The sequence below is a fragment of the Actinomadura sp. 6N118 genome (assembly GCF_044326415.1).
Taxonomy (GTDB): Bacteria; Actinomycetota; Actinomycetes; order Streptosporangiales; family Streptosporangiaceae; genus Spirillospora.
This window is the reverse complement of sequence record NZ_JBIRAZ010000016.1, coordinates 30,556-43,759: the sequence shown is the minus strand read 5'-3', so window position 1 is coordinate 43,759 and position 13,204 is coordinate 30,556. Positions and strand designations below refer to the sequence as shown.

Sequence of the window (13,204 nt, the reverse complement as noted above, 5' to 3'; positions counted from 1 at the left end):
CACTCGCGGTATTCCATCCGGCTACGCTCGGCCATGATCTTCCGTCCGCGCGTTCCGGAGGGGCAACCGCATTCGGAAGAGCGCTCCTCCCCCCGGGGCAGCTTCCACCGTGAGCGTACCCCCCTGAACCCGTAGCAGGTCACGGGCTATCGCCAGTCCGAGCCCCGCGCCACCCTCATCACGGCTCCTGGCATCGTCGAGCCGGACGAATCGTTCGAAGATCCGCTCCCGGTCGTCCGGTGGTACTCCAGGACCGTCGTCAGTGATATCCATCACTACCCACTGATCGCCGTCTTCCCACAATGTGACGTTCACCTGCGAGGAAGCGTGTCGTTGCGCGTTGTCCAGAAGGTTGCCCAGCGCTCGCGCGAGCCGGTCGCGCGAGCCCAGCACCTGCGGAGCGGCCTTGATCTCGATGCCGATGGGCAGCCGATCGGCCGATTCGCGGCGCTCGACCTCCTCGCGGAGCAGGTCGGCGAGCGCGACCGGCTTCGGCCTGACGGACTGTTCGCCGGCGTCCAGCCGCGCGAGCAGCAGCAGGTCGGCCGCCAGGTGCTGAAGCCGGACGACCTCCGTGGTGAGCCCGTCCAGGTCCAGCAGCTCGGGATGCGCCGCGGCAACTTCCAGCTCGGTCCGGAGCGAGGCGATCGGGTTGCGCAGCTCGTGTGAGGCGTCCGCGACGAAGCCGCGCTGCCGTTCGACGGACCGTTCGAGCGCCGCGAGGGTCTCGTTGGTGGCCGTGGCCAGCCCAGCGACCTCGTCCCGCGAGGCGGGCACCGGTACGCGGCGCGTCAGATCGCTGGAGGCCGTGATCTCGGCGAGCTCGGTCCGGATCGCCGCCACCGGCCGCAGCGCCCGCCGGGTGACCAGCCAGGTCACCCCCGCCACGACGGCCAGCAACAACGGCAGCCCGACCAGCATCGCCTGGGTGACCGTGCCCACGGCCTGCCGCGCGGTGGCCAGAGCGGTCCCGGCGTGCACAGTGAGTGTCTCGCCGCTCGGCGTGGTGACCTCGATCGACGCGAACCGGTAGTCGGCGGTTTCGCCGTCCACGGTGGCGCTGCCGGTGCTGCGGCGGACGTCCCCCGAGACCTCCCCGCGCTGAGGGGTGTCCTCGTCTCGGTCGTCGTCGTCATCATCCTGCGGACTGGGTGACGCCGTCGGATTCGCAGGCGGGGAGATCGGCTTCACGGCGGGGGAGTCGACGCCGCTGATCGCGCTCAGATCCTCGCCGGCCGCCACCACCCGGCCGGAGGAGTCCACGACCTGAACGGGGTGCTCGTCGCCGTCCGGCACGTCGAGCTGCGCGTACGGGACGCCTGCGGCCAGTTCCGAGGCGACCTCTCGTGCGGTCACCTCGGCCTGGAGGTCACTCTGCCGGTCGAGACTGGTGCGCAGGAGCAGCACGACGGCGAGCCCTGTGATCACCAGCGCGACGGCGACGACGGCGGTGGCGAACACCGTGGTGCGGGCGCGGACGGACGCGACCCGGACAAAAGCAAAGGGCTTGGGCATGTCAGCCCCCGTCGGTGGCGAGCCGGTAGCCGGACCCCCGGACCGTGACGATCGACTTGCGGCCGAACGGGGCGTCGAGCTTGCGGCGCAGCGCGCTCACGTACACCTCGACGATGTTGGGGTCGCCGTCGTACGCGAAACCCCAGACGTGTTCGAGGATCTGCCCCTTGGACACGACGAGGCCCGCGTTCACGGCCAGGTGCTCCAGGACGGCGAACTCCTTGGCCGTCACCTCGACGTCGGTGTCGCCGCGCGACACCGCCTTGGCCGCCGGGTCCACGGTCAGGTCGCCGAGGATGATCGTGGGTGAGCCGCCCCGCGTACGGCGGCGCAGCAGGGCGCGGATCCGGGCCAGGAGCACCACGTACGAGAACGGCTTGGTGAGGTAGTCGTCGGCGCCGGTGTCCAGGCCCTCTGCCTCGTCGTACTCGCCGTCCTTCGCGGTGAGCATCAGGATGGGCGTCTCGTCCCCGGCCGCGCGCAGGGCCGAGCAGACCCGGTAGCCGTTCATGCCGGGCAGCATGATGTCCAGCACGATCAGGTCGTACTCGTGGTCGATCGCACGCCGCAGGCCCACCCCGCCGTCGTGCACCACGTCGACCGCGAAGCCCTCGGCCACCAGCCCCTTGGCCAGGGAGGCGGCCAGGCGGCGTTCGTCCTCGACGATCAGCAGGCGCATGGTCTCCAGGCTGCCAGACCCACCTGAAGCGGGCTTCAGGTTGCTTCAGGTGTGCCTCAGGTCCGTCCGCCAGCTTGGGTCCTGAACGTTCGCACCGATCTGGAGGGATCTTGATGAAGCTCGACGTACGCCACCTCGTGACGGGCCGCAGGCTGCTGGTGACCGTGCTCGCCGGGGGCTTGATCGCCGCCGGTGGGACGGCGACCGCCCTCGCCGCCGATGGCGGTGACGACGACCGGGCCGAGCAGGCGGCCGAGGTCAAGGCGGTGCAGACGGCGAAGGTCAGCGCCTCCGACGCGGCGGGCATCGCGCTGCGCGCCGTGCCGGGCCACGTGGCCTCGGTGGACTTCGACGACGACCACGACGACGGCAAGGGCCGTGACATGGGCCGTGACGTCTGGGAGGTCGAGGTGATCGGCAAGGACGGCAAGAAGCGCGACCTGTCGGTCGACACCGCTACCGGCAAGGTCCTGTCGAACGTGGCAGACGACCAGGGCACCGACGACGGTCCGGACGATCGGGGCACCGACGACGACGGTCCGGACGACCAGGGTTTCGACGACTGACCCCTCGAAAGAACTGACCGCTCGAAAGAGCTGACCGGCCGCCCGACCACCGGAACTCCGGTGGTCGGGCGGTGCTGGTCAGGCGCTGCTCGTCAGGCGGGGACGTGTTCCGGCTCGCCGGCTGTGCCGACTGGCTCGGCTTCGCCGGTGGGGCCCACCCTGCGGAGCGTGACCACCGCGATGACCGCGACTGCGGCGATGAGCGCGGCGCCCACGGCGGCAGTGGTGTTCAGCCCGGCGGTGAACGCCTCGCGGGCCGAGTCGAGCAGATCGCCGTCGACTCCGGCGGAGATCGCTCCGGCGAAGGTGTCGCGTACCCCCTCAGGAGCGTTCGCCGGGAGTCCGGCCGCGATCTCGTCGCGGTAGACGGCGGCGCCGATGCTGCCCAGCGCCGCGATGCCCAGCGCCCCGCCCAGCTCGGTGCTCGTCTCGCTCAGCGCCGAGGCGGCACCGGCCTTCTCCGGGGGCGCGGAGCCGACGACCAGTTCGGTGCCGAGCGCAATGGTGGGGGCGCCGCCCACGTACACCAGGATGAAACCGGCGATCAGCAGCGGCAGGCCGGAGCGGGCGTCGACCTGGGCGAGCAGCAGGTAGCCGAACGCGGCGATCACCAGCGAGCCGCTGATCACGTACGCGGGCCGGACACGCCGGGCGGCGATCGGCGCCAGGAGGGACGAGATCACCATCCCGAGGGCGGCGGGCAGCAGCCACAGCCCGGCCTTCAGCGGTGACAGGCCCTCCACCAGTTGCAGGTACTGGGTGACGAACAGGTAGATGCCGGCGACGGCGCCGATGCTGATCAGCAGGCTCAGCAGCGCGCCCGAGAAGGCCCGGTCGGCGAACAGGCGCAGGTCCATCAGCGGGTCGGCGAGGCGTCCCTGCCGGCGGATGAACAGCACGCCCGCCACCACACCGAGCACGGCGGCGACGGCGGGCACGGGCTCGACGCCGTGCTTGACCAGCTCCTTGAGGCCGTAGGTGATCGGCAGCATCGTCGCGAGCGAGAGCAGCACGCTGACCATGTCGAGGCGGCCCGCCCGGGTGTCACGGAACTCCGGCAGCAGGACCGGCGCGGTCACCAGCAGCACAACCATGATCGGCGTACCGAGCAGGAACACCGAGCCCCACCAGAAGTGCTCCAGCATGAAGCCGCCCACCACCGGGCCCAGGGCGATGCCCACCGAGAACATCGTCGCCCACAACCCGATGGCCAGCCCGCGCTGCCGCGCGTCGCGGAACATGTTGCTGATGAGCGACAGCGTGGACGGCATCAGCGTGGCACCGGCGATGCCCAGGAGGGTCCGTGCGGCGATCAGCATCTCGGCGGACGTGGCGTACGCGGCGGCGGCGGAGGCGGCGCCGAACGCGGCGGCGCCCGTCATCAGCAGCAGCCGCCGCCCGATGCGGTCGCCGAGCGTGCCCATCGTGACCAGGAATCCGGCGATCATGAAGCCGTAGACGTCGATGATCCATAGGGTCTGGGTACTGCTCGGGCGCAGATCCGCGCTCAGCTCGGGCACCGCGAGGTACAGCACGGTGATGTCCAGGGCGAGCAACAGGGTGGGAAGGGCCAGCACGGCCAGCCCGATCCATTCCTTGAGCCCGGCGCGCGGCCGGGTGTCATATGTGGTCGTCACAATGGCAGCCATGGGGTGAGCATCGGAGAGGCCGCTCATGGTCCACTGATGGTCCGCTGACGGTCGGTTACGGTGATCAGCATGCGTTTCGGGGTATTGGGGCCGCTTGCCGTGTGGACGGCTGACGGCGGTCAGGTCCAGGTTCCCGAAGCGAAGGTCCGGGCTCTCCTGGCCGACCTGCTCGTGGATCCGGGACGTCCCGTTCCGGTGGACCGGCTCGCCTACGACCTCTGGGGTGAGGACCTCCCGGCCAATCCGGCCAACTCCCTGCAGTCCAAGGTGTCGCAGCTGCGCCGCGCCCTGGAGCGGGCGGAGCCCGGCGCGCGAGCTCTGGTCGCCTTCAGCCCAGCCGGTTATCGGCTGCGGATCGAGCCCGGTGACGTCGACGCCGGGCGGTTCGCGGTGTTGCTCGACCAGGCTCGCCGGACGAGCGACCTCCGCGCCAGGGCGAGCCTGTTCACGGAGGCGCTGGAGTTGTGGCGTGGTCCCGCGTTCGCCGATTTCACGGACGCCGCGTTCGCCAGGGCCGCGATCACCAGGCTCGAAGAGCAGCGGCTGACTGTGCTGGAGGAACGCGCCGAGGTCCGGCTTGAGCTGGGCGAGCACGGTTCACTGGCGGACGAGCTGAGCGACGTGGTCGCCCGGCATCCCCTTCGCGAACGGCTGCGTGCCGTTCAGCTGCGGGCTCTGTACCGCGCGGGCAGGCAGAGCGAGGCATTGGACGGCTACGCCGACCTGCGCAAGCGCCTCGCAGACGAACTAGGCCTTGACCCCAGCCCCGAACTGGCCGAACTCCACCAGGCCATCCTCAACCAGGCCCCCGGGCTCGCCCCGGCGACCAATCGTGCCCAGGCCCAGGTGACGGCGCCGGCGCCGGCGCAGGCGCCGATCCAGGTCCGGGCTCCGGCGTCGTTGACAAGCCTGCCTGAGTCGCGCCTCCCTGTCCCGCCGACCGGCCTCGTCGGGCGGGAGGACGACGTCGCCCGAGCGAGCGAGGCACTCGACACCGCTCGGCTGGTGACGCTCACCGGCCCAGGCGGGGTCGGCAAGACGCGCCTGGCCTTGGAGGTCGCCGCGCGGCTCGCCGGTGCCAGGAGCTTTCCCGATGGTGTCTGGTTCGTCGAGCTCGCCGGCCGACGGCTTCCGGATGAGGTGGGGGAGGCGGTCGGCAGGGTCCTGGGAATCCGCGACGACGCCTCGGCGGGCCCGGTGGAGCGGCTCGTCCAGGCGCTTCGCGACCGTCGGCTGCTGCTGGTCCTGGACAACTGCGAGCATCTGGTCGAGCCGGTCGCCAAGCTCGCGGAGACGCTGCTCCGGGACGATTCGGGGCTGCGCGTCCTGACGACGAGCCAGGAACCGCTGGCCATCGCCGGTGAGGTGGTCCAGGCCGTACCGCCGCTGCCGGAGTCCAGCGCAGCGCAGCTGTTCACCGAACGGGCATCCGCCGCCGCACCGGGAGCCGATCTGGACGGGGCCGGCACGGCCGAGGTGATCGCGACGATCTGCCGGCGGCTGGACGGGATCCCGCTGGCGCTGGAGCTGGCGGCCACCCGGGTGCGCACCCTCGGCGTGCGCGGGCTCGCAGACCGGCTGGACGACAGGTTCCGGTTGCTGGGGGCCGGACGGCGGGACGCCCCGGCACGCCAGCGCACGCTCCGCGCGATGATCGACTGGAGCTGGGAGCTGCTGACCGAGCCGGAACGGATCGTGCTGCGGCGGCTGGCCGTGCACGCCGGGGACTGCACGCTGGAGGCGGTCGAGACGGTCTGTTCGGGTGCCGGGATCGAGGCCGCCGATGTGCTCGACCTGCTGGCGCGCCTCGTGGATCGTTCGCTGGTCGTCGCCGTGGACGGCCCCGGCGGGCCGCGGTACCGGCTGCTGGAGTCGGTCGCGGCCTACAGCCTGGAGCAACTGGACGCAGCGGGCGAGACCGAACGCGTGCGGCGGCGGCACCTCGCGTACTACCTCGCGCTCGCGCAGCAAGCCGAACCGTGTCTGTACGGCTGCGATCAGCGGACCTGGCTGGACCGGCTCGACGCCGAGACCGGCAATCTGCGGGCCGCGCTCGAAAGTGCGACGGAGTACGGCGCGACACCGGACGGCTTGCTCCTCGCCAATGCGTTGACCTGGTACTGGTTCCTGCGTGGCCGCTATCGCGAGGCATACCGTTCGCTGACGGTGGCGCTGGCCGCGCACGTGGGGAGTGACGACCCGTGTGTCCGCCGGGCCGCCGCCTGGCGGGCCGGACTGGAGATGATGATCAGCGATGGGCACTTCGACGACATCCGCAGGGGAGCGGAGCTGCCTGTCCCCGGGCTGGAGGACGGCGACTCATCCGGTACGTGGATCGAGGGCGAACGGGCCCGTGCCCTGTGGTTTCTCAGCTTCGTCCATCTGAGTTACGGCGACCTGGCCACGAGTGAACAGCTCGTGGCGAGTGCGCTGGCCGACTTCCGGGCGACCGGCGACCGCTGGGGCTTGGCGGCCGCGCTGGCGACCAGGGCGGGCCAGGCGACGTTCCGGGCAGACCTCACGACGCTCGATCGCGCCGCCACTGAGAGTGCCGAGATCTTCGCCGAGCTGGGCGACCGCTGGGGGCGGCTCCAGGCCGCCGAGAACCGCGGCATGTACGCCGAGATCGTCGGAGACTACGAGCGGGCTGCCCGCCTGCACGAGGAGGGCGTGCGGGTCGCCGAGGAGCTCAGCCTCTGGGCAGACGTCTCGTACCGGCTGTCGGGCCTCGGCAGGATCACGATGCTGCAAGGCGACTTCGAGCGGGCCCGCCAGCTCCTTGAGCGCGCGCGACGCCTTGCCGAGGAACAGTCCAACACGTTCGGCCAGGAGTATGCCGAGGTCGGGCTCGCGCTCGTGGCCCGCCGCCAGGGACGGCTCGACGCGGCCGAAGCCCATCTGCGCGCCTGGCTCGACTGGAACCGCCGGCTCGGGACCCATTCGGGACTGGTGCTCATCCTTGCCGAACTGGGCTTCACCGCCGAGCTGCGCGGGGACGCGGATCGGGCGCTGGAGTGGCAGCGGGAGGCGGTCGAGACGGCGCGGCACGCGGGCGATCCGCGAGCGACCGCCTTGGCGTTCGAAGGCATGGCGGGGGCGTTGTCGCTCGCCGGGGAGTACGAGCGGGCGGCCGAGTCGCTGGCCGAGGCCGCCCGGCTGAGAGAGGCCGTGGGAGCGCCGATGCCGCCGGCCGAACGTGGCGACGTGGACCGCATCGCGGCGCGAATACACCAAGGGCTTGACGAGACGAGACGGTTCGTCTAATCTCACGCTCATGAGTTTCCTGTTCCTCTGATCGCGCGCGGCTCTGCCGACTCTGTCAGCTCTGACAGCTCTGACAGTTCTGCCGCCTCCGCCCGCGATCCGCAGCCCCCTCTGTCTGCTCGAATGCGGCCTGCCCTCTTTACAGGCCGGGAACAGGAGCGTCTTTTGCGTACCCCATCTGCTGATTCCGTCGCCCAGCTCACGCTGAACGAGGTGACGAAGCGCTATGACGACCGGGTCGTGCTCGACCGGGTCTCCTTCACCATCAAGCCCGGCGAGAAGGTCGGCGTCATCGGCGAGAACGGCTCCGGCAAGTCGACCCTTCTCAGGCTCATGGCGGGCCGTGAAGCACCCGACAACGGAGATCTCACGGTCGTTGCTCCCGGTGGGCTCGCGTACCTGCCGCAGAGCTTGGACCTTGTGGAAGGTCTGGCCGGCGGCGCTGCCACGGCCGCCGACGTCATCGACCTGGCGCTCGCCGACCTGCGGGAGATCGAGGCGGCGTTGCGGGCCGCCGAGACCGGCTTGGGATCGGCGAGCGACGAGCAGCTCGCCGCGTACGGCGACCTGCTCTTGGAGTTCGAGCGCCGTGGCGGCTACGAGGCCGACGCGAGGGTGGACATCGCCCTGCACGGCCTCGGGCTCCCCGGACTCGACCGCGCACGGCCGATCGCGACGCTGTCCGGCGGCCAGATCTCCAGGCTGGCGCTGGCGGCGACGCTGGCGGCAGCGCCTGAACTGCTGCTGCTCGACGAGCCGACCAACGATCTCGACGACGCCGCGGTGGCCTGGCTGGAGGACTACGTCCGGACCCACCACGGCACGGTCGTCGCGATCACCCATGACCGGGTGTTCCTGGAGAGGATCACCACGACCATTCTCGAAGTCGACCACGAGACCCGCAGCGTACGGCGGTACGGCGACGGCTACTCCGGCTACCTCACCGCCAAGGCAGCCGCACGAGCCAGATGGGAGCGCGCGTACGAGGAGTGGAAGGGCGACGTCGAACGGCAATCACGTCTGGTCCGGACGGGCGGCGCCTGGCTTGCGACGCTCGGCCGTAAGGCGCCGCTCGCCAACACCGGCAACGGCGCACATCGGGCACGGTCGTCCTCTCACGGGACGGCCAACCGGGTCCGGATCGCCAACGAGCGGCTGGCGACGCTGCGCGAGAACGCGGTGCCGCCGCCGCCCGAGCCGCTCCGCTTCACCGCACGGATCGCAGGCGGGGAGGTCGCAGGCGGGCAGATCGTAGACGGGCAGATCGTAGACGGGCAGGTCATAGACGCGCGGATCGCGGGCGAGAGGACCTCAGGTGGAACGAGCGACGAGGATTCGATCGAGCTCTCCGATGTGACGGTGGGAGGTCGGCTTCATGTGGACGGGCTCCGGCTCATGCCGGGCGAGCGGCTGCTAATCGGAGGTCCGAACGGAGCGGGCAAGACCACGCTGCTGCGCGTTCTGGCCGGTGAACTCGTCCCGGACGCGGGGTCGGTGCGGCGTCCGGATCGCGTCGGATATCTCCGGCAGGAGGGCATTGCCGGGCCGCCACGGCGGACCGTTCTGGCGGCGTACGCGGCGGGCCGTCCCGGTACCCCGGACGAGTACGCGGACGAGCTGCTCCGGCTCGGACTCTTCCGTCCGGACGACCTGCGGCTGCCACTGGGGGCCCTGTCGGTCGGCCAGCGGCGCCGGGTCGAGCTGGCACGGCTGGTGAGCCGCCCGGTCGACCTGCTGCTGCTTGACGAGCCGACCAACCACCTGTCCCCGATGCTGGTGGAGGAACTCGACGAGGCGCTCGCCGCCTACGCGGGGACCCTCGTCGTGGTCACCCACGACCGCCTGCTGCGCAGCCGCTTCACCGGCTCCCGGCTGGAACTCCGCGACGGCAGGGTGCTGGAGACGTCGACGCGCTGAGGCGACGGATGAAAGGCTTGCCGGGGAGGTGACATCGATGCAGATCACGCTGGTGCGGGGCGATATCACCGAGCAGCAGGTGGACGCCGTGGTGAACGCGGCGAACTCCTCGCTGCTCGGTGGGGGAGGCGTCGACGGGGCCATTCATCGCCGGGGCGGCCCGGCGATCCTGGACGAGTGCCGCAAGCTGCGGGCCTCCCATTACGGGGGTGGGCTGCCCACCGGGCAGGCGGTGGCGACCACGGCCGGGCGGCTCCCGGCCCGCTGGGTGATCCATACGGTCGGGCCGGTCTACTCCTCGTCCGAGGATCGTTCCGACCAGCTGGCCTCCTGCTACCGGGAGGCGCTGCGCGTGGCCGACGACCTGGGCGTGCAGTCCGTGGCGTTCCCCGCCGTCTCGGCCGGGATCTACGGGTGGCCGATCCACGACGCGGCGCGCATCGCGGTCGGCACGGTCCGCTCGACGGTCACCAAGGTCACGGATGCGCGGTTCGTGCTGTTCACGGAGGACGCCTACGAGGCGTTCGAGCAGGCCCTTAGTTCCTGATCAGGTGTCGGCTAATTCCTGATCAGGCGTCGGCGTCCTCGGTCATCTTCGGCACGATCAGCACCGGCCGTTTGACGTGGTGCAGGACGCGGTCCGAGACGCTGCCGAGCAGTACGGACGTGACCCGCGCCAGCCCGCGCGTGCCGGTGACCACGAGCGAGGCGTCGATCTCGTCGGCGACGTCCACGATGGTCGCCCAGATGGGGCCGTTGCTCGCCTCGGCGCGCGGAGTCACGTCGGTCAGCCCCGCGCTCCGGGCGAGCTCGGCGCCCTCGGCCGCGAGCGCCTCGGCCTCCTGCCGCTGCCGCCGTTCCGCCCCGGCGTCATCGTCGCCGACGAACGCGGCGGGCGGGGCGGCCGAGGACCTGGCGATCTGCATGAGCAGCGGCTCCCAGACGACGAGCACCACGGCCGGTGCCGGGCTCACGTGCCGGCCGGTGAAATCGATCGCGGCCTTGGCGTCGTCCGAGCCGTCGTACGCGATGAGGATGGTCATGCCTAAGTCATGTCCCGAGCAGGGACAACGAACACTCTGATGCTCAGGTCCGCGCCGACTCCGCTGGGCGGCCGGGGCCGGGCGGGCCGGCGAAGGCCTGCGCCACGTCCAGCCACCGGTCGGCGTCCGGTCCGTCGGCCGTCACGGCGAGGTCGGCGCGGTTGCGCCGCTGCGTCACCAGCAGGCAGAAGTCCAGCGCCGGTCCGGTCACCGACTGCGCGGCGTCCGCCGGGCCCCACGTCCACTCCTCGCCGTCAGGAGACGTGAGGGCCACGCGGAACTCGGCATCGGGCGGCGTGAGCCCGCGGACGTTGAACGCGAAGTTCCGTGTCCGCACGCCGATGTGGGCGACGTGGCGCAGTCGGTGGGTCGGCTCCCGCCGCACGCCCAGCGCGTCGGCGACGTCCTGGCCGTGCGCCCAGGTCTCCATCAGGCGGGCCGTGGCCATCGAGGCCGCGCCCATCGGTGGCCCGAACCACGGCAGCCGGGTGCCCGCGGGCACCGCCGCCAGTGCCGCCACTACCTGGCGTCTGCCCGTCCGCCAGCGTTCGAGGAGCCGTGCCGGATCGTCGGCGGCACCGTCGGCCGCCCCTGCCTCCACGAACCCGCCGGGGTCCGCCAGCGCCTTGGCGACGATCCCGTTGAACGCCTCCTCGTCCGTGGCCGCCGCGATCGACTGATCGTCCGTCCAGGCGAGATGGGCGATCTGGTGGGCGATCGTCCAGCCTTTGGCGGGTGTCGGTGTGGCCCATGCGTCGGCGGGAAGCGGCGCGACCAGCGCGTCGAGCGCGTCACCCTCGTCCGTGAGGTCCGCGAGAAGCGAGGTGAGATCCGGCATCCCGCCAGCATTCACCGTCGCACCCTGCCGCGTACAGAGCTCAACCGAATCTCATTCTGCAGTGACGATCGTGCGTGCTGCCGCGTAGTCGGCCTTGCCGTTGGGCAGGCGCAGGCCCTGCTCCGTCCGCAGGAACGCCTTGGGGATCTTGTACCGGGCGAGATGTGCGGCGCAGCCCTCCCGGAGGTCGTCGTCGGTCGGTGCCGCGTCCGGGGCGGTGCGCAGGACCGCGACGATCTCGGTGCCCCAGCGCTCGCTCGGCCGGCCGACGACCAGCGCGTCGGCCACCCCGGGGAGATCGCGCAGCACGGTCTCGACCTCCTCGGCGAAGACCTTCTCGCCGCCGGTGTTGATCGTGGTCGCCTCACGTCCGTGCACCTCGACGGTGCCGTCCGCGCGGAGCCGGGCCCGGTCGCCCGCCACCACGAGACGCTCGCTGTCGAGGACGATGAACGTCGCGGCGGTCTTGACCGGATCGTTCAGGTAGCCGAGCGGCAACCGGCCGCCCTTGGCCAGCCAGCCCAGCTCGTCCTCGCCGGGTGAGAGCTTGCGGCTGCGGTCCGCGCTCAGCACCGCGGTGTCAGGTGCCGGGACGAACGGGCGGTCCGCCGAGCCGTGCCGGGTCACCGCGAAGCCGGACTCGGAGGAGCCGAGGACGTCGTGGAGGTGCGCGTTCGGCAGGTGGTCGAGGAGCCGCCGCTTGACGTCCGGGCTGATGCTCGCGGCCGAGTTGAGCAGCGTGCGCACCGTGGACAGGTCGTACGAGCCGCGGTCCAGCTCTTCGACGATCGGGCGGGCGAACGCGTCGCCGACCATGGGCATGCGCGTCACCCGCTCGCGTTCCGCGGTGGCGAGCAGGTCCGCGGCGTCCAGCCCGTCCACGCGCCCGGGGAAGACCACGCAGGCACCGCCGCACCAGCCGCCGAGCGCCGACCACGTGCCCGCCCCGTGCATGAGCGGCGGGCCGATCAGCACCCGATGGCGGCCGTTGACGGCGCGTTCGACGGCCTCGTCCAGGTCGGTGATGGGGGTGCCGTCACGGCGGGCCAGCCCGAGCGGGCCGGCCATGAGGTCGCCGATCCGCCACAGCACGCCCTTGGGTAGTCCGGTCGTCCCGCCGGTGTAGATGATGTGCAGGTCGCCCGCGTCCGGCCGTACGTCCAGGGGATCGGGAGACACGGCGGCCAGGGCCGCCTCGTAGTCGAGGGCGCCGGGGAGCAGGTTCTCGCCGGAGTCGTCAGCGACCTGGAGGAGGAGCGGCGCCGCGTCCAGGCGCTTGGCGACGCGGCCGATGGTGGCGGCGAAGCGCGAGTGGAAGAGGATCGCGGCGGGGTGGGCGTCGGTGAAGAGCTGAGCCAGCTCGTCGTCCACGTACCGGTAGTTGACGTTGAACGCGGACGCCCGGGCCTTGTGCGCGCCGAGCAGGCCCTCCAGGTACTCCGGGCCGTTGTGGAGGTAGAGCGCCAGGTGGTCGTGCGGGGACTCCCACGGCTGGGTGGCTTCCCCGTGGCGGCCCAGCCCGTGCTCGTGCAGCATGCGTGCCAGCCGCTTGCTCCGTTCGCCGACCTCGCGCCAGGTCATCCGGCCGCCTCCCCAGACCAGGCATTCGCGGTCGGGAATCGCGGCCGCGACGGCCTCGTGCAGGGTGGCCAGGTCGAGGTGCGGCATCGGCATTCCTCCAGGGACGGCTACCTGGGATCACCGTAAACGATTACTTACCGAATCTCATTCAG

Annotated in this window: 10 protein-coding genes; 4 read left to right on the top strand and 6 right to left on the bottom strand. The window is 71.4% G+C overall.

Annotated features, from left to right (window positions below):
* Positions 1-21: 21 nt before the first annotated feature.
* Positions 22-1,515, bottom strand: a complete 1,494-nt coding sequence (locus tag ACH34W_RS35430; protein ID WP_395965521.1) for a sensor histidine kinase — start codon at positions 1,513-1,515, stop codon at positions 22-24.
* 1 nt (position 1,516) lies between these two features.
* Entirely contained in the window at positions 1,517-2,194 is a 678-nt protein-coding gene (locus tag ACH34W_RS35425) for a response regulator transcription factor (RefSeq protein WP_395965520.1), read from the bottom strand.
* Positions 2,195-2,307: 113 nt separating this feature from the next.
* Here ACH34W_RS35425 and ACH34W_RS35420 point away from each other — a divergent pair, with 113 nt between their 5' ends.
* Positions 2,308-2,760 carry a PepSY domain-containing protein gene (locus tag ACH34W_RS35420; RefSeq protein ID WP_395965519.1) on the top strand — a complete coding sequence of 151 codons (453 nt, stop codon included), beginning with the start codon at positions 2,308-2,310 and terminating at the stop codon, positions 2,758-2,760.
* Positions 2,761-2,852: 92 nt separating this feature from the next.
* On the opposite strand, the gene ACH34W_RS35415 is transcribed toward ACH34W_RS35420, so the two are convergent.
* Positions 2,853-4,409 carry an MFS transporter gene (locus ACH34W_RS35415; RefSeq protein WP_395965518.1) on the bottom strand — a complete coding sequence of 519 codons (1,557 nt, stop codon included), beginning with the start codon at positions 4,407-4,409 and terminating at the stop codon, positions 2,853-2,855.
* A gap of 69 nt (positions 4,410-4,478) precedes the next feature.
* Between ACH34W_RS35415 and ACH34W_RS35410 the strand changes: the two genes are divergently transcribed.
* The 3 genes from ACH34W_RS35410 to ACH34W_RS35400 all read left to right on the top strand — a co-directional run bounded on the left by ACH34W_RS35410 (position 4,479) and on the right by ACH34W_RS35400 (position 10,137).
* Entirely contained in the window at positions 4,479-7,673 is a 3,195-nt protein-coding gene (locus ACH34W_RS35410; protein WP_395965517.1) for an AfsR/SARP family transcriptional regulator, read from the top strand.
* A gap of 165 nt (positions 7,674-7,838) precedes the next feature.
* On the top strand, positions 7,839-9,590 hold the full coding sequence (locus ACH34W_RS35405) for an ABC-F family ATP-binding cassette domain-containing protein (protein WP_395965516.1): 1,752 nt from the start codon (positions 7,839-7,841) through the stop codon (positions 9,588-9,590).
* A 37-nt stretch (positions 9,591-9,627) separates the two neighbouring features.
* Entirely contained in the window at positions 9,628-10,137 is a 510-nt protein-coding gene (locus ACH34W_RS35400; RefSeq protein WP_395965515.1) for an O-acetyl-ADP-ribose deacetylase, read from the top strand.
* Between the two features lie 22 nt (positions 10,138-10,159).
* Here the strand turns inward: ACH34W_RS35400 and ACH34W_RS35395 are convergent, their stop codons facing one another.
* Genes ACH34W_RS35395 through ACH34W_RS35385 form a run of 3 tightly spaced genes read right to left on the bottom strand, consistent with a single transcriptional unit; the run spans position 10,160 to position 13,139 of the window.
* On the bottom strand, positions 10,160-10,633 hold the full coding sequence (locus ACH34W_RS35395) for a universal stress protein (RefSeq protein WP_395965514.1): 474 nt from the start codon (positions 10,631-10,633) through the stop codon (positions 10,160-10,162).
* 43 nt (positions 10,634-10,676) lie between these two features.
* Complete coding sequence (locus ACH34W_RS35390) at positions 10,677-11,471, bottom strand: TIGR03084 family metal-binding protein (protein WP_395965513.1); 795 nt, start codon at positions 11,469-11,471, stop codon at positions 10,677-10,679.
* 51 nt (positions 11,472-11,522) lie between these two features.
* On the bottom strand, positions 11,523-13,139 hold the full coding sequence (locus ACH34W_RS35385; RefSeq protein ID WP_395965512.1) for an AMP-binding protein: 1,617 nt from the start codon (positions 13,137-13,139) through the stop codon (positions 11,523-11,525).
* Positions 13,140-13,204 lie beyond the last annotated feature (65 nt).